Source organism: Gillisia mitskevichiae, assembly GCF_003634585.1.
Taxonomy (GTDB): Bacteria; Bacteroidota; Bacteroidia; order Flavobacteriales; family Flavobacteriaceae; genus Gillisia; species Gillisia mitskevichiae.
The window spans coordinates 243,775-263,319 of the sequence record NZ_RBLG01000001.1; the positions used below are offsets into that span (position 1 = coordinate 243,775).

Here is a 19,545-nt window from a genome sequence, read left to right on the forward strand (position 1 = left end):
ATCAGTCAGCTGATATATTAGAAATTTAAATATACCAATTTCTAGGTAACCTTTTCAGAAAGCGAGGGCTTTAAGCGTAACCTGATCTCTCGGTTGAGAAAATAGGCGGTAACGAGTGTAGAAAGGACATCGGCCAAGGGAAATGAGATCCAAACTCCTATCTCTCCATAATACATAGGTAAGATAAGGACTAAAGGAATAAAGAAAAAACCTTGCCTAGAGAGAGTGAGTAACAAGGCTGGAACAGCTTTTCCTATAGCTTGAAAATATGCTGAACCTATAAGCTGTAATGCAATTATTGGTGTTGCAGCAAACACCCAACGCATAGCATTTGGGGTGTCTCTTACAACATTTGGATTGTCTGTGAATATGCGAACAATATCTTCTGAAAAAGTCATGATTCCCGCAAATACTAATAATCCTAAAACTGAAGCATATAAAATGGCGGTGTTGATACTTTTTCTAACCCGGTCCCAATTCCCAGCGCCAAAATTGAACCCCGCAATTGGAAGAAATCCTTGAGTAACTCCTAAAACTGGGAAGAGTGCGAACATGAGCATCCTTCCAATAATAGCATAGACGGTAACCGAATCCTCTCCTCCTAATTCAAAGAGAATATTATTCATTAATAAATAGGTAATGCTCACAACGGCTTGTCTTGCCAAGGTTACAAATCCTAAGGATGAAATTTCTGAAAGCACAGGTAGATCGAAACCAAAATGTGACCAGTTTATCTTTAATTCAGAATTTTTAGACAGAAAGAACCAAACTACATAAGCAAAACAGAAAAAGTAGGAAACACTAGTAGCGATGGCCGCTCCCAACATACCCATATCTAATAAGTTAATTAGAATATAATCCAAGATGAGGTTAAAAACTGAAGGAATGATCATCGCGATCATCGCAAATTTAGGTTTCCCTTCTGCCCTAATCACGTTATTCTCCATCATACATAGTGCTAAGAAAGGCACTCCGTAAAGAACAACTGTATAATAGATCTTCGCCGGATCAAAGATATCTCCTTTCCCGCCAAAAGCTGGAATTATAGAATCCATAAAGGTTAATCCAACCAAAACTAAGGAAACACTTAAAATTAAAGTAAGACTAATCTGATTTCCAAAGGTCTTCAAAGCTTTTTTACTGTCTCCTGCTCCTAAGGCTCGGGAGATAATGGAAGAACCTCCAATCCCTATCGCCATACCAAGAGCAGCAATAAAGAAAGAAACGGGTAAAACTACATTTATTGCAGCTATAGCTATAGACCCAATCCAGTTTCCAACAAAAATGGTATCTACAAGAATGTTCAAAGACATTACCAAGATCCCTATGGAAGCTGGTAATGCCTGTTTTATTAGTAGTCTCCAAATAGGATCTTTACCTAAAGCCGCTGAATTTACGTTTGCCATTATGCCTCAACAGGATTGGAAAACGCCCATTCGTCTACCCATCTAGAAAGTACTTTTACCCAATCTTCTCGAGTATTCAAACAAGGAACAACAGTGAATTTTTCCCCGCCAACTTCATGAAAAATTTCCTCCCCTTCCATTGCGATCTCTTCCAAAGTTTCTAAACAATCGCTCACAAAAGCTGGAGTAACAATTGCTAAATTCTTCATTCCTTGTTTTCCAAATCTTTCTATAGTCCTATCTGTATAAGGTTGCAACCAAGGATCAAAACCTAGTCTAGATTGGAAAGAAACGCTATAGCTGTTTTCTTTTAGCTGAAGAGCTTCTGCTACCAATCTTGTAGTTTCAAAACATTGATGTCTATAGCAAAATTGATGAGCAGGAGATGCTGTTTTACAGCAAGAACCATCAATTTGGCAGTGAGATTTTGTGATATCGCTTTTGCGAATATGCCTTTCTGGAACTCCGTGGTAAGAAAATAAGATATGTTGATATTCTACATCTTTCAACTTTTCTTGAATGCTATTGGCTAAAACACGAATATAATCTGGATGATTGTAAAATGCGGGAACAGAGGTAAACTGCATGTTTGGAAAAAACTCTTTTCTTAGTTCTTCAGCCAGCACCAAAATAGTTTCTGTAGTAGCCATTGCAAATTGTGGATACAAAGGGAAAATTAAAACCTCATCTACACCTTGATCATGCAATTCCTGAAGTCCAGATTTAATGTTAGGAGTTCCATAACGCATTGCCAAGACAATAGGAACAGAGGTGTTTTCGTCTATCTTATCTTTCAATCGCTCGGATAAAACAATTAAAGGAGAACCTTCGTCCCACCAAATTTTTTGATATGCAGCAGCAGATTGTTTAGGACGTGTGTTAAGTACGATTCCTTTTACAAGCAAGGTTCTTGCCCATAAGGGAACGTCTATTACACGTTCGTCCATCAAAAATTCACCTAAATATTTTTTAACATCTTTTGGATCTGTGCTATCTGGAGAACCCAGATTTACTAGAAGTACGCCTTTACTCATGTTTCTTCGTTTTCAGCAATTTTTCAGAAAATAAAATTACGATTATAAAATATTATGCGAGCTATTGTTTGGTTGTTTTGACGAATGTGATCATTAGAAAAATCAATACATTAAGAATTGTTTGGGAGCGCTAAAGACATTACATACTTCTTAGGAGTGGTTCCAAATTTCTTTTTAAAGGCAGCTATAAAATGACTTGCCGTGCTATAGCCTACTTTTAAGCCAACTTCATTCACATTAAATTCTCCGGAATCCAATAATTTTCGGGCATATTCCATTTTATAATCGAAGAGAAAACTATAAACAGAATCACCATAGATCTGTTTGAAGCCTTCCTTTAATTTCTTCAAACTTAAACCGATCTCTGTAGAGAGTTCCTGAAGAGAAGGTGGTTCTGCCATATGCGCGATCACAATATCTTTGGCTCTTCTTATCTTCATCACATTTTCTTCGTCCACTAAAAACGGGCATTGCTCCACACTATTATCTCCTGTTCTATTGAAATACAAGCTTAACAACTCATATGCTTTCGCTTTAAAGTATAGGGATTTTATGGAAGGCATTAAATTGAAATTCATCAGTTGATTAAGAACAATAGCCATAGAAGGTGAAATATCCCCATCTTTATAATATTTCTTATCGCTGTTCTCTTCACTTAAAAAAGGAATATAATTTGCTTCCTGGGAAAACATGGAGTGAAATTTCTTAATAGAGATCACTAAAGATATTAACCAAGATTTTGGATGCAGATCTAAATTTAAAGGTAAATCCCTCTGTGGATTATATAAAAGCAGGGAAAACTCCTCCTTCAATGGTAATTCATAACTGCTATTATTAAAGAGAAATTTCCCATCTCCCTTCACACAAAAATGAAATTGAATATAGCTACTATCTATTTCTCTGGTAATTCTTTGTGGCTGATTTTCTTCATTTTGGAACTTCAAAATATAGAAACCATCTTCAATTTTAGTTTCGTCCACAAACCCTTCAGCGATGTTTTTTTCTTCAGATATCATAAGATTTTATGTTTTTTATTTAGAATCAATCTAAACTAAATATTCTGTAACATTAGAAATCACTACAAATTTAGCGTATTTACACCAATTCAAGAGGCTTCTTAATATAAATCCCATCAAGCGACATATTTAGTACTTTGAGCGTTACTTTTTGAATAAGCTATCATTTACCTTTGCCATCGAATACCTAATTAGGTTCATGGAAAATTATCATATCTCTCGCGGGAAACACTTTTATACAATTGGTTTAAGCTATAAAAAAGCCGATGCCGATATTAGAGGACATTTCAGCCTTACGGAAGAAGGAAAATTAAACTTACTGCAACAAGCCAAATTAGAAGGTATAGACGGTCTTATCGTTACTTCTACATGCAACAGAACGGAGTTGTATGGTTTTGCGCAACACCCATATCAACTTATCAAATTACTTTGTGAACATACTCATGGTACAGTAGAGGAGTTCGAGAAAGTGGCATTTGTTTATAAAAACAGAGAAGCTATTTCCCATATGTTTAAAGTGGGAACCGGTTTAGATAGCCAAATACTTGGAGATTTCGAAATTATAAGTCAATTAAAGATCGCTTTCATAGCCTCAAAGAAAATTGGGGTTGCCAACCCTTTTATGGAGCGTCTTATAAATTCGGTAATTCAAGCAAGCAAGCGAATTAAGAACGAAACACAGCTTTCCAGCGGTGCTACTTCGGTGAGTTTTGCTTCAGTTCAATATATTTTAAATGAAGTTGAAAATGTTACCGATAAGAATATCCTTTTATTCGGAACAGGAAAAATAGGTAGAAATACTTGTGAAAATTTGGTAAAACATTCCAAAAACAGTCACATTACCTTAATCAATAGAACTAAGAACAAGGCGGAAAAAATTGCTGGAAAATTTAATTTAAAAGTAAAAGATTACGCCGATCTTCAATCGGAAATTCGCCAAGCAGATATTCTAGTAGTGGCAACAGGAGCTCAAAACCCAACCATTTCTAAAGAATTGATCTACGCGAAAAAGAAGTTATTGATCTTGGATCTTTCTATTCCTAAGAATGTTGCAGACGATGTGATGGGAATGGAAAATGTAACTGTAGTTCATTTAGATCAACTTTCTCAAATGACCGATGCTACACTGGAAAGAAGAAAAGAATTTATTCCGCAGGCAAAAGTGATCATCAAGGAAGTGGAAGGAGATTTCAACAAATGGTTGGAAATGCGAAAATTCGCACCTACCATTAAAGCCTTAAAGAAGAAGTTGAAAACGATGAAAGATGCGGAGCTGGACTTCCAGAGCAAAAAAATAGTCAATTTCAATAGTGAACAGGCAGAAATAGTAAGCAATAGAATTATTCAAAAAATAATGAATCATTTTGCCAATCACCTTAAAGATGATTCTAACACCTCAGATGAAAGCCTGGAACTTATCCAGAAAGTCTTTCAACTAGAAGATTCCAAATAAATGAACAAAGTGATAAGAATTGGTACCAGAGATAGCGAATTAGCGCTTTGGCAAGCCAAAACAGTTCAAACCGCATTAGAGAAACTAGGTCATAACACAGAATTACTTCCCGTAAAATCTACTGGCGATCTAAATTTAGAGCAACCTTTATACGAAATGGGTATCACAGGTATCTTTACCAAAACCTTAGATGTCGCCATGCTTACTGGCAAAATAGATATTGCTGTGCATTCTATGAAAGATGTGCCAACAGCTCTTCCAAAAGGGATCGTAGAAGCAGCGGTTTTAAAAAGAGCAAATCATAAAGACGTACTTATTCACAAAGGTTTAGATTTTTTAACTGCGGAGGGGCTTATTGCCACCGGAAGTTTAAGAAGAAAAGCTCAATGGTTAAATAAATATCCAACTCATAATTCTGTAGATCTTCGAGGCAATGTAAATACCCGAATGAAAAAACTGGAAGATAGCGATTGGAACGGGGCAATATTTGCCGCTGCAGGATTAGAGCGTATCAACCTAACTCCAGAAAACTCATTAGATCTAGACTGGATGCTTCCCGCACCAGCTCAAGGCGCTATGCTAGTGGTTGCTATGGAAAACGATACAGAGACACGAGACATTTTAAAAGCACTGAATCATAGAGATTCTGAGATTTGCGTACATATAGAACGTGAATTCCTGAAAATTTTGGAAGGTGGATGTACCGCTCCCATTGGGGCTTTAGCAACCATCGAAGGAGATGAGATCTCTTTTAAAGCTGCTTTATTCAGTTTAGATGGAAAAAAACAAGTTTCTATAGAAAGAAAGATCGCGATAGAAGACGCTCCAAATTTCGGGAAAGAATGCGCTATAAAAGTGCTTAATAATGGAGGAAGAGTATTGATGGAAGGAATTAAAGAGGCCTTAAATTAACTGCTATGGCTACCATACTCTCTACTAAAATACTAGCTGAAAATCAGAAACAACTACTGCTTAACTCAGGAATCGGGCTCGTAGAATACGATGCAATAAGCATTGGCTTTGATAATACTTCTTTAGATGCTCCAATACCCAGAAATCTTATCTTCACAAGTAAGAACGGAGTAAAAGGTTTCTTTACACAATATCCAGAATTTCAAACAAGGGAGCTTAATATCTTTTGCGTTGGAGAAAAGACCAAGGCAGAGATCGAGAAAGAAGGCTATAGTGTGATCGCTTCCGCAGATTATGGCGAAGAATTGGCAAACTTGATAGTTAAGGATTTTCAAGAAAAAGAATTCCTTCATATTTGCGGTTCTATGCGTAGGGAAGAGTTATCTAAGATTTTGAAAGCTGCAAATTTTTCTATAAAAGAATTAGTGGTTTATAACACCCGTTTAAATTTCAGAAAATTTGATAGCAGTTTCGATGGAATATTATTTTTTAGCCCAAGTGGTGTAAAAAGCTATTGCCAAGAAAATGATATAAATTCAAGTACCGCCTTCTGTATTGGTGCGACCACGGCCGCCGAAGCAAAAAAACATACTCAACATATAATTATTGCAAATAAGCCTAGTATTGAAAATGTGATCGTACAGGCGATTAAAAAATATAAGATATGATCAAGAACGACTTATTTTTAAGAGCATTAAAAGGGGAGATTGTAGACAGGCCTCCAGTTTGGATGATGCGACAGGCGGGTAGATATTTGCCAGATTTCATGAAATTAAAGGAGAAATATGATTTTTTCACGCGTTGTAGAACTCCAGAGTTAGCTACCGAGATCACAATTATGCCAATTCATCAAGTAGGTCCAGATGCAGCAATTTTATTTAGTGATATTTTGGTGATCCCTCAAGCGATGAATATTGAGGTAGAAATGAGACCTGGCGTTGGACCGTGGCTTCCAAATCCTGTGCGTACCAGCAAAGATGTAGAGCAAGTAATTGTGCCAAATGTACATGAGGAGTTAGGTTATGTAATGGACGCTATTAAAATGACCAAACAAGCCTTGAATAATGAGGTTCCTTTAATAGGGTTCGCGGGTTCCCCGTGGACTATCTTATGTTATACGGTACAAGGACAAGGGTCTAAGAATTTCGATATTGCAAAAAAATTCTGTTTCACCAATCCTGTTGCTGCACATACATTGCTTCAAAAAATAACCGATACTACTATTGCTTATTTAAAAGCTAAAGTTGCTGCCGGAGTAGACGCTGTACAAATATTCGATTCTTGGGGAGGAATGTTGTCTCCAACAGATTATCAAACTTTTTCATGGCAATATATGCAACAAATTATAGATGCCTTAAAAGATGAAACTCATGTAATCGCATTTGGAAAAGGATGTTGGTTCGCGTTAAATGAAATGTCTAAATCTGGAGCTTCAGCTTTAGGTGTGGATTGGACATGTTCAGCTAGAAATGCACGTTACCTATCTGGTGGAAACATTACGCTACAAGGGAATTTTGATCCTTCAAGATTATATTCTCCACCTGCAGAGATCAAGAAAATGGTTCATCAAATGATCGATGAATTTGGAAAAGATAAATATATCGTGAATCTAGGTCACGGAATTTTACCAGATATTCCGGTAGAAAATGCCCGTGCCTTTGTAGATGCTGTTAAAGAATATTCTAAATAAAATGCCATGCTTAGCAAAGGCTTAAAAGATGAAGAAAACCAAAAGATCAACGAGCTTGTTGGCAGATTGATCGAGCTAGAATTTGTTCCTGAATTTTATGAGAGCGAACAACGATCTAAGGTAAACGGACTCTTATTTGATCAGCTAGGCTTTAATATTTCAGATCTTGAAACTTGGTCTTCGGAAGAATTATTGCTGAAATTGAAGCAGCTAAATTTCGATTTTTCCAACCTGGAAGAATTTGGAGATTTTCTATTAAAGATCATTCCTTTTGAAGATGAACAACACGAATCGCACTTGGCAAAGGCTACGATCGCCGTTTACGAAGCAGCACAAATAGAGAGTAAAACATTTTCGTTTAGTTTAATTCAGAAATTAAACCAAGCAAAAGCATTAGTTTAAATTCAGCATGAAAAATAAATTCTTCCAATACATACAGCAACTTCAAGATACGATCACTTCTAAATTGGAGGAAGTTGATGGTTCCGTAAAATTCAAAGAAGATCTATGGGAACGCCCTGAAGGTGGCGGAGGTAGAACCAGAGTTATAGAGAACGGTGCTGTTTTCGAGAAAGGTGGCGTAAATATTTCTGAAGTTTATGGCCCACTTCCTCCTGCTATGCAACAATATTTTAAAGTAGGAGAAGTAGACTTTTTCGCTTGCGGTCTAAGTTTAGTGCTTCACCCAAAAAACCCAATGGTACCAACGGTTCATGCTAATTGGCGCTATTTTGAAATGTACGATAAAAGCGGTACCGTGATTGATAGTTGGTTTGGCGGTGGGCAAGATCTTACTCCTTATTATTTGTTTGATGAAGATGCCACTCATTTTCATGAGATCTGTAAAAAAGCATGTGATGCGCATAATCCTAGTTTTTATACAGAATACAAGCAGAAATGTGACGAATATTTTTGGAATGCACATAGAGATGAAGCTCGCGGAATTGGAGGATTGTTCTTCGATTATTGCAAAGCTTCAGAAGAAATGAGCATGGAAGACTGGTTTAATTTTGTTACTGAAGTGGGAAATAGCTTTTTAGCATCTTATGTTCCTATTGCTGAAAAAAGAAAAGAATTGCCTTATTCTAAAGAACAGCGCGATTGGCAAGAAATTAGACGTGGACGATACGTAGAATTCAATCTAGTGCATGATAAAGGCACTTTATTTGGCTTGAAGACCAACGGGAGGATAGAAAGCATTTTAATGAGTTTACCGCCACATGTGCAATGGGTTTACGACCATCATCCAGAAGCTGGAAGTGAAGAAGAACGACTTTTAGAAGTGCTAGCTCATCCTAAAGATTGGGTTTAAGATAAATTATCTTTCTAATAAATTAAAGCCTTTCAATATTACTTAAAGGTAATATTGAAAGGCTTTAAAATTTAATGACATTCACATTTCGACAAGTTCAATTTACTTCTCGACTCCGCTCGAAGTGACACTACAGCCTCCCTTTCTCATCCTTACGAAGGAAGGATTTCTGTTATATCAACATTAGAGAGATTTTCTACCTACTCTTCAATAGATTTCAAATTATCATCTGAGTTTCTATCTATCAACTTATTATAAGGATCTATTCCTGCTTTTAAAGGTTTTTTATCGGTGATAATGGTGAACTTATTATCTCCCGGTTCTAACCATTTTAATTCAAAATAGAATGGGTCTTTAATTGTTACTTTTTCATCGTTTACAACATCTTCCCCAAACAAGCCTATATCTACAAGGTTCTTCTTAGTGTCTATTTCTCTTTCTTTTCCAGCATCATCATAATAGATCTTTTTAGAATTTACGGTGAAGGTAGTTTCCCATTTTCCAGATTTTAATTCTTTGGTTTTAGCTTCAATTACACGGTTCTCATAGAGTACGATCTCCTTAAAACCATCATCTACTTTGTATTTTAAAGAATCTGGAGCAACTTTATATATAGCTTTATAAAGATCTTCTGAAGTTGCATAATAGCCTTTTTCATTGTACTTAAATTCTTCTAAAAAGCTACGAAGTCCTGCGTTTACTTTGTTTTCTCCAATAACATCTTGTAAATCGTACATGATCATTGAACCTTTCCTATACCAGATATAATCAGCTATTTCCACGTTCATTAAAGAGCGCTCAGGTTTAAAACTGAATTGTCTACTCGATAAGTAAGTATCCAAAGAATTCTTCAAAAATGATTTGATCCCATTTTCTCCATATTCTTTTTTCATCGTCATTAGTGAAACATATTCAGACAAGGTTTCAGAAATTATATTAGCTCCAGAAGTTTTACTTGGAGTAACAATATGGCCCCACCATTGGTGAGCCACTTCATGGGAAGTCACTCTAAAAGCGTAGTTATAATCTTCGGCTTTAGAGAAATCTGCTACAAATCCGAAGTCTTCAGAATACGGAATTGTAGTGGCAAAAGATTGTGCATAATTAGAATGTGCTGGGAATTCGATGATCCTAATTACAGAATATGGATACTCAAAAAAGTTTTTAGAATTATAGTCTAAAGAGATCTTTATCCCTTTTATAAAATACTCTAAATTCCTATTGTGCTTTTCAGAATGATAGATCTCTATGTCTACCTTTTTCCCGCTTGGAGCAGTCCAGCTATCTTTTTTAACTTCATAATCTGCGGAAACAAAACTGAAAAAATAATCTGATTTCTCCTCTAGCTTATAATTGAAATAACTGCGCTCATTTTCTTCCCATTTCTTAGTAAGTAATCCGGGTGCAAGTGCAGTTTGACCTTTAGCAGTGCTAATTGTCGCTTCAAAAGTCATGTAATTTGCATCTTCGTTAAACAGGTTCTTTTTAAGAGCGATACTGTCTGTTCTTGGAGGATATAAATAATCCAGTTTTTCTAGACCATTTTTAATTCGAACTCCATTATCGCTTAATGCACGATCATAGTGAAAAGATGGAAATATAGCATCGGTGAAAAAGGTTCCATTATCTAAAACCGCCGTTTCACTATCTGCAGAAAACCCTTTAGTAATGGCTTTAGTTTCTATTACTAACGAAGCCGTCTCTTTTGGTTGCAATGCCTTTGGCAATTTATACATGAAAAGGCGATATACGGTATCCTTCAAAAATGGTTTTAACTCTACGTTATTATATATAACTTTTGTAATTCTGGTAGCTGCAATAGGAAACTTTACTTCCATTAATACGGTATCTATAGCTACTTCAAAATTATTGACAACCTTAAATTCACCTTTTGCTTCTACTCTTCTCTCTTCAGGAAAGATATCGATAAAAGCTTTTAGATCTAACACCTGAATATGTGGTTTCCCTATATATTTACCATATTTCTTTTCAGCATCTGCGTTTACTTTTTCCCCATAATTACCATCTTCCAGCTTGTTTAAAACTTTAAGATTGTAATAACTATATGCCCCTACCGAAGCAAAAGCAAATACTAACACTAAGGAGTATGCGATAGTTCTTCCGGAAAATCGCTGCTTCGCCACGCGTAAACGCTCTTTTCCAGAAGAGAAAAATCCCCGATTCCAAAAAACCTTCCCAATAACAGCTAATATGCAAGTGAATAAAACCCAATAAGTGTTCAGCCAAAATTCCCCTACCAAATAATGTCCAAATCCATTTAGATCACTTAAAAATCCTCCAGGCGTTCCGCCGAAAATAAGTAATGGGTTGGATGTTTTAAAGGCAAGTGTAAACAATAATGGCAATCCTATATATATTACTATTACTATAAAATGTCCTAAAAACTTATTGTTCACCAATACATGAATAAAAAAGGCAAGTAACAAAGTTGTTATATACGTTGGGAAAATTCGGGCAAAATTGAAAATGAAATACATCCCCAATTCATAATTAAAATACCCATTAACGGTTTGATAAATAATCCCAACCACTATACTTATTAAAGTAAGCAATACCGCTACCCCTATAAGTGATATTATTTTTGAAAGATATAAGGTGTTATTACTTACAGGTAAAGCATCGTAAAACTCGAAGGTCTTATTTTGCCTAGTTCTATGCACTGCTTCTCCAGCATAGATGATAAGAATTATCACAGAGAATAATGAAATTCCACCAGCAATCTGGGCTACCATATATCTGGTTAGAGGCATTGAGGGAGTGCCGTATATCTGATTGGATTGATATGCAATAAAACCGGCTATAACAATTCCAATAACCATTAAAATTATGAACACCGTCTCCTTAACTATCGACAGGAATTCTATCTTGCTTAAAGACCATAAATTCTCTCTCCTCGCTTTACTATTAAAAACCTGGACGATCTTTGGAAGTGGATTATTTGTAGAATATACCTCTTTTCCCTCCTTCGTGTTTTGTTTCTTTTTTGAAGATAAAAAGCCTTTATAAGAGAAACGAAGTAAGGTAAAAACAAAGATCGCGATCGCTATTCCTAACCAGATCATTCGGTTTAGCAAGAACTTTCCGGTAAGCGAAAGTTGGGTAGTATTTAGTTCATGTACAGACCAATATTTATCTATAAAATTTTGAGCTTTATTTCCAAATGGATCTACATATATACTTAACCATTCGGTATCTAAATTTGCCAAAAGTCTAGAGGATACAATTGTAAGTATAAAGATCACAATACCTCCTAAATATAAAATAGGCATTCTCTTAAAGAACGTCATCAACCCAAAAAACAAACTTCCAATAAAGAAGGCGTTAAAAGTTAACAAGTATACAAATGGATAAAAATAGGAAGCAATATTAAAGCTTGTATAAGTACCATAATCTGGTCTGTCTAAGAATATTCCAATTGCAAATCCGAACATTGCGCCTAGAACGGCAGCAATATTTAGAAAAGTAACTATAGTAAAACTTCCCCAGAATCTTCCAAGAATATAATTTTTCTCTGTTATAGGAAAAGTGAAATAAGTTTGTGCGGTTCTATGTTCTTCATCTCTATAGACTGCAACCCCCATTATGGCTGCATAAAAGAAAAGACATAAAATGCTCATCCCTCCCAAAACGCCCATAATGGCATTAGGACTGTTTGTATATTGTGCCGTATTGGATTTTTCGAATACCGCAAATAATAAAGGTATAAGAAACATTAAAAACAGGTAGATATAAGTTGCGGGTCTGCGCAATCTGTACTTTAGTTCAAATAAGTAGATCTCTTTCATGATTATACAGTTTGAGGTTGGTTGATACTATAGAAATAAAAATCCTCTAAAGTATTATTCACTACTTCAAAACCGTTCTCAGGATGAGATTCGGCATAAACATTCACGTTTAATTGCCCGCTTCTTAAATAAGCAGATAATACTGTGTAATCTGATTGATATTTTTCTAATTCTTCTTTTTCAATTCTTTTTCTGAAAATTCTCTCATTAAGAGAATTGGTTAACTCCTGAGGATGTCCTTGTACCACTACAGAACCTTCATTGAAAACTGCCATATTTGTACACAAATTAATTACATCGTCTACAATGTGAGTAGACAAAATAACCACAGCATCTTCTCCCAGCTCGCTCAATAAATTATGAAAACGGTTGCGCTCTAAAGGATCTAAACCAGCAGTGGGTTCATCTACAATTATCAATTTAGGATTGCCAATCAAAGCTTGTGCAATTCCAAATCGTTGTCTCATTCCACCTGAATAATCCCCTAAATTTCTTTTTCTGAATTTATATAAATTCACTTTATTCAAAAGATCTGCTACATAAGCAGTCCTGTCAGACTTATTATGAATACCTTTTATTTTTGCAATATGATTCAGCATCATTTCTGCAGAAACTTTTGGATATACTCCAAAATCCTGAGGCAAGTAGCCTAAAACTTTTCTCAGTTCTTCTGGCTCATTAAAAACATCTATTCCATCAAATTCTATACTTCCAGAATCACTTAATTGTAAGGTTGCAATTGTGCGCATTAAGGTGGATTTCCCTGCACCGTTGGGACCTAATAAGCCAAACATCCCATTATTGATCTCTAAATTTACATTGTTAAGTGCCTGTGTTCCGTTAGGATATGTTTTGTTTAAATTTTTTATGGAAAGCATAGTGATTGGTTTAGCTGGATTTTACTATTAATTCTATTAGTAACTAATAAGCAGTAACGTTACAATTTATACTTGAGTTTTGAAAATATAATCCCCATAGCTTAATACCAAGAAATTCTTAAGCATGCTTTATATTTGCAAAACCTAATTTTCAGGAGCGCTATTAATATTCAAGATCTCTTCTGAAATATTTAATAAAAAGACATTTCCTATGTATCCATTAAGAAGAAATAGAAGACTTAGAACTAACGAAACTATTAGATCTTTAGTAAGAGAGAATATAATTTCTCCGAACGATTTTCTAGTGCCCTTATTTGTTGTTGAAGGGAAAGGAGTGAAGGAAGAGATAGCATCTATGCCTAACTATTTTAGGTTTAGTTTGGACCTCTTGGAAAAGGAAGTGAAAGAACTTTGGAAACTCGGACTTAAGTCGGTTTTGCTTTTCGTGAAAGTTCCAGATAATTTAAAGGATAATGCAGGAACTGAAGCCTTAAATGCTGATGGTTTAATGCAACGCGCAATTAAAACCGTAAAGAATGCAGTTCCAGAAATGCTAGTAATAACAGATGTGGCATTAGATCCTTATTCCTCTTTTGGACATGACGGAGTTGTAGCCGATGGTAAAATATTGAATGATGACACTACTGCGATCCTTGCTGAAATGTCCCTTTCTCACGCCATTGCTGGTGCCGATTTTGTAGCACCTAGCGATATGATGGACGGAAGGATTTTTGAAATGAGAACTTTATTAGAAGATGAAGGTTTTTATGATACAGGAATTATGAGTTATTCCGCAAAATATGCCTCTGCATTTTACGGTCCATTTCGCGATGCTTTAGATTCTGCTCCTGGTTTTGGAGATAAAAAGACTTATCAAATGGATCCTGCCAACAGAGAAGAAGCCATTCGTGAAACATTGATGGATATTGAAGAAGGTGCAGATATTGTAATGATAAAACCAGGATTGTGTTATTTAGATATCGTTCGTGATATAAAGAACGCCGTGAATGTTCCCGTAGCAGTTTATCAGGTTAGTGGCGAGTATGCTATGATAAAAGCAGCTTCAGAGAAAGGATGGCTTGATCATGATGCTGTAATGATGGAGCAATTAACAGCTATTAAACGTGCAGGTGCAAACATGATTGCAAGTTATTTCGCAAAAGATGCCGTAAAATTGATCTCTTAAGCAAATAAAATTTAGCTTAATTTTTTAATTATGAATTCACTTTTAATGTACATTTGTTAGGTGAAAATCAATAAATTAAATACTATTTTTTTATTACTGCTGTTGGCATTTCTAAATGCATTCAGCAGTTCGGCATTTTCATTTCCTACAGATACACTGGATCTTAATTCCAGGAATTTTGACTATTTACAGGCAGAGCAGAATAAAAAAGCCGTTTCTTTTGAAGAGGCAAGGATCACTATTTCTTACGAGCAAGAATCCAGCAATGAGCTTTCTTCTTTTGTTAGAATTCCCGAACTTCAGTTTTCAGAAAATACATTAAGAAAACATTCAGGCGGCACCAGTATTTGGGAGTATTCGCCAAATGCACGCCATTTTCTTTCACAACAAATATTTCCATTCCAATTTTTTTGGTGATCATATTTCTTAGTTGAATTCAATAAATAACAGTCTCAAAAATTAACTTGAGTCTAACTATTTATGTTTTCAATCCTTCAGAAAAGATTACTCAAACAATTTTTAGAAACCTATCCAAAGAGAGAGCTTATTAGCTACTTACAGGAAAGCGGATTCTACATCACAATTCTAAAATTACATTAAAATGGAAAATGCATCTGCCATCATGGGCATCGCGTTATTGGCACTATTTGTTGGACCTATCGTCTTTATGATCATTAAACATTCAACAAAAGAAAAAAGAAAAAAGAAGAATTTATATCGTCTAGCTACAGAAAACCAAATGAAATTGGATCAAGTGGAAATTACAAATTCTTTAATACTTGGCCTGGATAGTAACACCAAAAAATTCTTAGTGATAGATCCAAAAGATCAGACAAAATATGATGTTATAGACCTTAAAAAAGTTGGGCAAAGTGTTGTGGCTAAATCTGGTCATCAACAAAAAATAGGCAATAAGAATAAACTTGCCTTAACTCACATTGGACTGGAATTATTGAAGAATAATTCTAAGGAAAAAATGAAGGAGGTTGTGTTTTATGATGAAGATGATAATGACAGTTTAGATGCCGATACTCAATTATTCATAGCGAATAAATGGGATGGTTTAATTAGAAAGAACTTATCTGCCTAAAATTTAAGTGTTAGATTGATTGCGAATGCTGCTGAAAGCCCATATTTTCAGCAGCATTTTTTTATTTCTCCGAGCTCACAACACCAAATTATATGAAAGAATCCTTAATTTAGAGTTCTAAAATGAAATCGAACTATGGAATTACTTATTCTTTATGCAGTTTTAGCAATCTTCTTTTCATTTTTATGCTCTATCCTGGAGGCTGTTTTATTAAGCATCACTCCTACATATATTCGGGTTAAAAAAAGGGAAGGAAAAGCTTATGCAAACACGTTAAATCATTTCAAGAAAAATATAGACAAGCCCTTAATCGCCATTTTAACTTTAAATACGATCGCTCATACTGTGGGAGCAATTCTTGTAGGTGTGCAAGCAGAGAAAGTTTTTGGCGGCGGAAATTCGGTTGGTATTGTTTCAGCCATTATGACTTTGGCGATCTTAGTTCTATCTGAAATAATCCCAAAAACAATTGGAGCGACTTATTGGCAATCACTTGGGAAATTCACGGCGGTTATTTTAAAAATTTTACTGTTTCCATTGAAATACACTGGAGTTCTTTGGCTAATGATGCTTACCACTAAATTAATTGGTAAATCTGCACATGTAAGCACTATGAGTAGAGAAGAGTTTTTAGCAATTACCGATGCCGCTGAAGAAGAAGGCTTTTTTGAAGAAAATGAAACTACTGTAATTAAAAATCTACTCGTTTTTAAATCGGTTATGGCAAAAGATGTAATGACTCCCTTTACGGTTGCTACCATTGAAGATGAATCTCTTACCATTGAAGAATTTCACCGGGCTCATAAAAATTTAAAATTCTCCAGAATCCCGGTCTATAAGGAGAAACCAAATAATATCTCAGGCTTTGTACTTAAAGATGATATTCTTGAGGAAATGATAGATGAAAAAGGGCTACAACCTTTAAGTATTTTAAAAAGGGAAGTCTTTATTACAGATCGCAATACTCCGATCCCAGAACTTTTCGAGATCTTTATTCAACGAAAAGCTCATATTTCTATAGTATCAGACGAATTTGGAAATACCATTGGCTTGGTAACTATGGAAGATATTATTGAGACACTATTAGGCTTAGAGATCATGGATGAAAGCGATCACATAGAAGATATGCAGCTCATGGCTCGACAAAACTGGGAAAAACGGGCTAAAAAATTGGGACTTATTCAGCAAAATAATTCTGAAATAAAATCTAATAAGAATGACGATCTCAATTAAAACGCCTTTAGGCACCTGCGAAATAACAGGTGATAAGGAAGGTATTAGCAAAATTGAAATTTTAGATCAAAAAGAATTTAAACAAGAAGATGTTCCAGAGGAATTAGAAGCTGCAGTAGAGCAACTAAACAGATACTTTTCTGGAGAACTAAAGGATTTTAATTTTAAAATGAATCCCTCCGGGACTGAATTTCAAAAAAAAGTATGGCAGGCCCTAAATAAAATTCCCTACGGTAAAACTAGATCGTATTTAGAACTTTCTAAAGAACTTGGAAATGTAAAAGCTATTAGGGCAGTTGCAGCAGCAAATGGTAAGAACCCACTTTGGATAGTAACTCCTTGTCATCGAGTAATTGGAAGCAATGGTTCTTTAACAGGTTATGCTGGTGGATTATGGCGAAAAAAATGGTTATTAGATTTTGAAAATCCTCCTTTACAGCAAGAACTTTTTTAAAATTCTCTTATAAATTAAAAATCCCTAATTTTAAGTGTTATGAAGTTAATCTTAAAAATAATTGGCGGGTTTTTAGCAACTATCTTATTAGTTGTGATCCTCTTATTTATATTCGATTACGATTATATTTTAAAAGGGATACAAGTGGTATATCTTCAGGGACATAAAACTGCATATATAGACGACTATCCAGAATTTCCCAATCGGGTAATAAAATCTGATTCGACAGTGATCTCCTCATGGCCACTTCATAAAAATTATAACAAGGCTAAACCTACAGCTAAGCTAACAGATCTAAATACAGAATTAGGGACTGTCGCTTTTCTTATCTTTAAAAATGACAGTATCTGGTATGAGGATTATGCAGAAGATTATGGATTGTTATCTAAAACTAACTCTTTTTCTATGGCAAAATCCATCACAGTAGCCTTACTCGGAAAGGCGATTAAAGATGGATATATTAAAAGTTTAAATGAACCAGTGGGTGATTTCTTTCCAGAATTTAACGAAGGAAACCAGTCAAAATTAACCGTTGGAGACTTAGCATCTATGTCTTCTGGATTAGATTGGGATGAAGATTATTTTAACCCTTTTTCTCAAACAGCGCGCGCATACTTTGGTGATGATATTAGAAGTGAAGGATTGAATTTAAGAGTTATAGAAGAACCTGGAAAATCCTTTAAATATTTAAGCGGTAATACCATTTTATTGGGAATGGCAATAGAAAAAGCTACTGGAATGTCATTAACTTCATATTTGAGTGAAAGCTTTTGGAAACCTTTAGAAATGTCTGATGATGCTCTTTGGCAACTGGATAGTGAAGAAAAAGGAATGGAAAAGGCCTATTGTTGTATTGCTTCCAACGCACGAGATTTTGCCAGATTTGGTAAACTCTTTAAGGATGATGGGAAATGGAAAGGAGAACAAATACTAGATCCTCAATTTGTGAATATTGCAACAAACCCAAGATTTAAGGAATCGCCTCAATATGGTTATGGATTTTGGTTAAGTGATTATAATGGAAAAGAAATCTTTTGTATGCGCGGAATATTAGGCCAATACGTAATAGTGATCCCTGAAGATAACATTATTATAGTGAGGCTAGGCCATAATTTAATTAGAAGAGAAGAAGGTGAAAAACACTCGAAAGATTTCTTTATTTATATAGATGAAGCTTATAAAATGCTAGCCCATGATTCGAAAACTACAACTTGAAAATATTCTGTTTCTAGATATAGAAACAGTTCCTGAAGAAAAAACCTTCCAAAATTTAACCAAGGAGAAACAAAAACTTTGGGATGATAAATCAAAATATCAACGTAAAGAAGAATTTACTGCAGAAGCTTTTTATGATCGAGCGGGCATTTGGGCAGAATTCGGAAAAATTGCATGTATTTCTGTTGGTTACTTTACTTTGAGAGAAGGAAAGAGAGCTTTTAGAATAACATCTTATAAGGGAGAAGAATTACAATTACTACAGGAATTCTCCAGTTTATTGAACACGCACTTTTATAAACCTCAGCATATACTTTGCGCACATAATGGGAAGGAATTCGATTTCCCTTTTCTTGCAAGAAGAATGATAATTCACGGCTTGTCATTACCTTCAAAATTAGATCTCTTCGGAAAAAAACCATGGGAAGTGCCACATTTAGACACCTTAGAATTATGGAAATTCGGAGATTACAAACACTATACTTCGTTAAAGTTGCTCACCAACGTCTTGGGAATACAAACTCCAAAAGATGATATAGATGGATCTGAAGTTCGGGATGTTTATTATGAAGAAGGAAACATAGATAGGATTGTTGCTTATTGTGAAAAAGACGTGATCGCTATCGCACAAGTTATTTTAAAGTTCAGGCAAGAAGATCTCTTAGTGGATTCTGAGATCATTTCGGTTTAGACTTCAGCTACCACAAGAAACGTTTTATTAAATTCAGACTTCGACAGGCTCAGTCTGACATGTTAAATATAATTGTCAGGCTGAGCTTGTCGAAGCCTCACAATGTTCATTAAAACCTGAATTCATCAAAAAAAAAGCAAACAAAAAAACCACCTTTTTCAAGGTGGTT

The 19,545-nt window shown here is 35.1% G+C and carries 18 protein-coding genes; 13 read left to right on the forward strand and 5 right to left on the reverse strand.

The features are described from left to right. Positions 1 to 41: 41 nt before the first annotated feature. From BC962_RS01135 to BC962_RS01145, 3 genes are all read right to left on the reverse strand, one after another. Positions 42 to 1,406, reverse strand: coding sequence for an MATE family efflux transporter (locus tag BC962_RS01135; protein ID WP_121344099.1), 1,365 nt, complete (start codon positions 1,404 to 1,406; stop codon positions 42 to 44). Then, on the reverse strand, positions 1,406 to 2,440 hold the full coding sequence (gene hemH / locus BC962_RS01140) for a ferrochelatase (protein ID WP_121344100.1): 1,035 nt from the start codon (positions 2,438 to 2,440) through the stop codon (positions 1,406 to 1,408). The genes BC962_RS01135 and hemH overlap by 1 nt, the downstream gene beginning before the upstream one ends. A gap of 110 nt (positions 2,441 to 2,550) precedes the next feature. Next, positions 2,551 to 3,456, reverse strand: coding sequence for an AraC family transcriptional regulator (locus BC962_RS01145; RefSeq protein ID WP_121344101.1), 906 nt, complete (start codon positions 3,454 to 3,456; stop codon positions 2,551 to 2,553). 199 nt (positions 3,457 to 3,655) lie between these two features. Here BC962_RS01145 and hemA point away from each other — a divergent pair, with 199 nt between their 5' ends. From hemA to hemF, 6 genes are read left to right on the forward strand one after another with little or no spacing between them, the layout of a single operon-like run. Further along, positions 3,656 to 4,909 carry a glutamyl-tRNA reductase gene (hemA, locus tag BC962_RS01150; protein WP_121344102.1) on the forward strand — a complete coding sequence of 418 codons (1,254 nt, stop codon included), beginning with the start codon at positions 3,656 to 3,658 and terminating at the stop codon, positions 4,907 to 4,909. After that, entirely contained in the window at positions 4,910 to 5,821 is a 912-nt protein-coding gene (gene hemC, locus BC962_RS01155; protein WP_121344103.1) for a hydroxymethylbilane synthase, read from the forward strand. It abuts the gene before it with no gap. Positions 5,822 to 5,826: 5 nt separating this feature from the next. Next, positions 5,827 to 6,489, forward strand: coding sequence for a uroporphyrinogen-III synthase (locus tag BC962_RS01160; protein ID WP_121344104.1), 663 nt, complete (start codon positions 5,827 to 5,829; stop codon positions 6,487 to 6,489). Continuing rightward, entirely contained in the window at positions 6,486 to 7,511 is a 1,026-nt protein-coding gene (hemE, locus tag BC962_RS01165; RefSeq protein WP_121344105.1) for a uroporphyrinogen decarboxylase, read from the forward strand. Before BC962_RS01160 ends, hemE begins: the two co-directional genes overlap by 4 nt. A gap of 6 nt (positions 7,512 to 7,517) precedes the next feature. Next, on the forward strand, positions 7,518 to 7,913 hold the full coding sequence (locus BC962_RS01170; protein ID WP_121344106.1) for a hypothetical protein: 396 nt from the start codon (positions 7,518 to 7,520) through the stop codon (positions 7,911 to 7,913). A 7-nt stretch (positions 7,914 to 7,920) separates the two neighbouring features. Then, entirely contained in the window at positions 7,921 to 8,823 is a 903-nt protein-coding gene (gene hemF, locus BC962_RS01175; RefSeq protein ID WP_121344107.1) for an oxygen-dependent coproporphyrinogen oxidase, read from the forward strand. A 200-nt stretch (positions 8,824 to 9,023) separates the two neighbouring features. Here the strand turns inward: hemF and BC962_RS01180 are convergent, their stop codons facing one another. Continuing rightward, positions 9,024 to 12,629 (reverse strand): ABC transporter permease/M1 family aminopeptidase, encoded by a 3,606-nt coding sequence (locus BC962_RS01180; RefSeq protein WP_121344108.1) that lies wholly within the window; start codon positions 12,627 to 12,629, stop codon positions 9,024 to 9,026. Between the two features lie 2 nt (positions 12,630 to 12,631). Further along, entirely contained in the window at positions 12,632 to 13,507 is an 876-nt protein-coding gene (locus BC962_RS01185; protein ID WP_121344109.1) for an ABC transporter ATP-binding protein, read from the reverse strand. A gap of 211 nt (positions 13,508 to 13,718) precedes the next feature. Here BC962_RS01185 and hemB point away from each other — a divergent pair, with 211 nt between their 5' ends. From hemB to BC962_RS01220, 7 genes are all read left to right on the forward strand, one after another. Next, positions 13,719 to 14,693 (forward strand): porphobilinogen synthase, encoded by a 975-nt coding sequence (gene hemB / locus BC962_RS01190; RefSeq protein WP_121344110.1) that lies wholly within the window; start codon positions 13,719 to 13,721, stop codon positions 14,691 to 14,693. A 60-nt stretch (positions 14,694 to 14,753) separates the two neighbouring features. Continuing rightward, positions 14,754 to 15,110, forward strand: a complete 357-nt coding sequence (locus tag BC962_RS01195; RefSeq protein WP_121344111.1) for a hypothetical protein — start codon at positions 14,754 to 14,756, stop codon at positions 15,108 to 15,110. 184 nt (positions 15,111 to 15,294) lie between these two features. Beyond that, complete coding sequence (locus tag BC962_RS01200) at positions 15,295 to 15,783, forward strand: hypothetical protein (protein ID WP_245983956.1); 489 nt, start codon at positions 15,295 to 15,297, stop codon at positions 15,781 to 15,783. A 135-nt stretch (positions 15,784 to 15,918) separates the two neighbouring features. Beyond that, positions 15,919 to 17,016, forward strand: a complete 1,098-nt coding sequence (locus BC962_RS01205) for a CNNM domain-containing protein (protein WP_121344112.1) — start codon at positions 15,919 to 15,921, stop codon at positions 17,014 to 17,016. Further along, positions 17,000 to 17,470 (forward strand): methylated-DNA--[protein]-cysteine S-methyltransferase, encoded by a 471-nt coding sequence (locus BC962_RS01210; RefSeq protein ID WP_121344113.1) that lies wholly within the window; start codon positions 17,000 to 17,002, stop codon positions 17,468 to 17,470. Before BC962_RS01205 ends, BC962_RS01210 begins: the two co-directional genes overlap by 17 nt. A gap of 39 nt (positions 17,471 to 17,509) precedes the next feature. Next, positions 17,510 to 18,685, forward strand: coding sequence for a serine hydrolase domain-containing protein (locus BC962_RS01215; RefSeq protein ID WP_121344114.1), 1,176 nt, complete (start codon positions 17,510 to 17,512; stop codon positions 18,683 to 18,685). After that, positions 18,663 to 19,376: a 3'-5' exonuclease gene (locus BC962_RS01220; protein ID WP_121344115.1), complete on the forward strand. Its 714-nt coding sequence runs from the start codon at positions 18,663 to 18,665 to the stop codon at positions 19,374 to 19,376. The genes BC962_RS01215 and BC962_RS01220 overlap by 23 nt, the downstream gene beginning before the upstream one ends. Positions 19,377 to 19,545: the final 169 nt, after the last annotated feature.

Excerpts from the sequence above, each read along its gene's own strand:
- hemA (WP_121344102.1), top strand. The coding sequence starts at position 3,656 with ATGGAAAATTATCATATCTCTCGCGGGAAACACTTTTATACAATTGGT.
- BC962_RS01160 (WP_121344104.1), top strand. The coding sequence starts at position 5,827 with ATGGCTACCATACTCTCTACTAAAATACTAGCTGAAAATCAGAAACAA.
- BC962_RS01200 (WP_245983956.1), top strand. The coding sequence starts at position 15,295 with ATGGAAAATGCATCTGCCATCATGGGCATCGCGTTATTGGCACTATTT.
- BC962_RS01210 (WP_121344113.1), top strand. The coding sequence starts at position 17,000 with ATGACGATCTCAATTAAAACGCCTTTAGGCACCTGCGAAATAACAGGT.
- BC962_RS01135 (WP_121344099.1), bottom strand. The coding sequence starts at position 1,406 with ATGGCAAACGTAAATTCAGCGGCTTTAGGTAAAGATCCTATTTGGAGA.
- BC962_RS01205 (WP_121344112.1), top strand. The coding sequence starts at position 15,919 with ATGGAATTACTTATTCTTTATGCAGTTTTAGCAATCTTCTTTTCATTT.
- BC962_RS01170 (WP_121344106.1), top strand. The coding sequence starts at position 7,518 with ATGCTTAGCAAAGGCTTAAAAGATGAAGAAAACCAAAAGATCAACGAG.
- BC962_RS01180 (WP_121344108.1), bottom strand. The coding sequence starts at position 12,629 with ATGAAAGAGATCTACTTATTTGAACTAAAGTACAGATTGCGCAGACCC.
- BC962_RS01145 (WP_121344101.1), bottom strand. The coding sequence starts at position 3,456 with ATGATATCTGAAGAAAAAAACATCGCTGAAGGGTTTGTGGACGAAACT.
- hemE (WP_121344105.1), top strand. The coding sequence starts at position 6,486 with ATGATCAAGAACGACTTATTTTTAAGAGCATTAAAAGGGGAGATTGTA.
- hemF (WP_121344107.1), top strand. The coding sequence starts at position 7,921 with ATGAAAAATAAATTCTTCCAATACATACAGCAACTTCAAGATACGATC.
- hemB (WP_121344110.1), top strand. The coding sequence starts at position 13,719 with ATGTATCCATTAAGAAGAAATAGAAGACTTAGAACTAACGAAACTATT.
- BC962_RS01185 (WP_121344109.1), bottom strand. The coding sequence starts at position 13,507 with ATGCTTTCCATAAAAAATTTAAACAAAACATATCCTAACGGAACACAG.
- hemC (WP_121344103.1), top strand. The coding sequence starts at position 4,910 with ATGAACAAAGTGATAAGAATTGGTACCAGAGATAGCGAATTAGCGCTT.
- BC962_RS01215 (WP_121344114.1), top strand. The coding sequence starts at position 17,510 with ATGAAGTTAATCTTAAAAATAATTGGCGGGTTTTTAGCAACTATCTTA.
- BC962_RS01220 (WP_121344115.1), top strand. The coding sequence starts at position 18,663 with ATGATTCGAAAACTACAACTTGAAAATATTCTGTTTCTAGATATAGAA.
- hemH (WP_121344100.1), bottom strand. The coding sequence starts at position 2,440 with ATGAGTAAAGGCGTACTTCTAGTAAATCTGGGTTCTCCAGATAGCACA.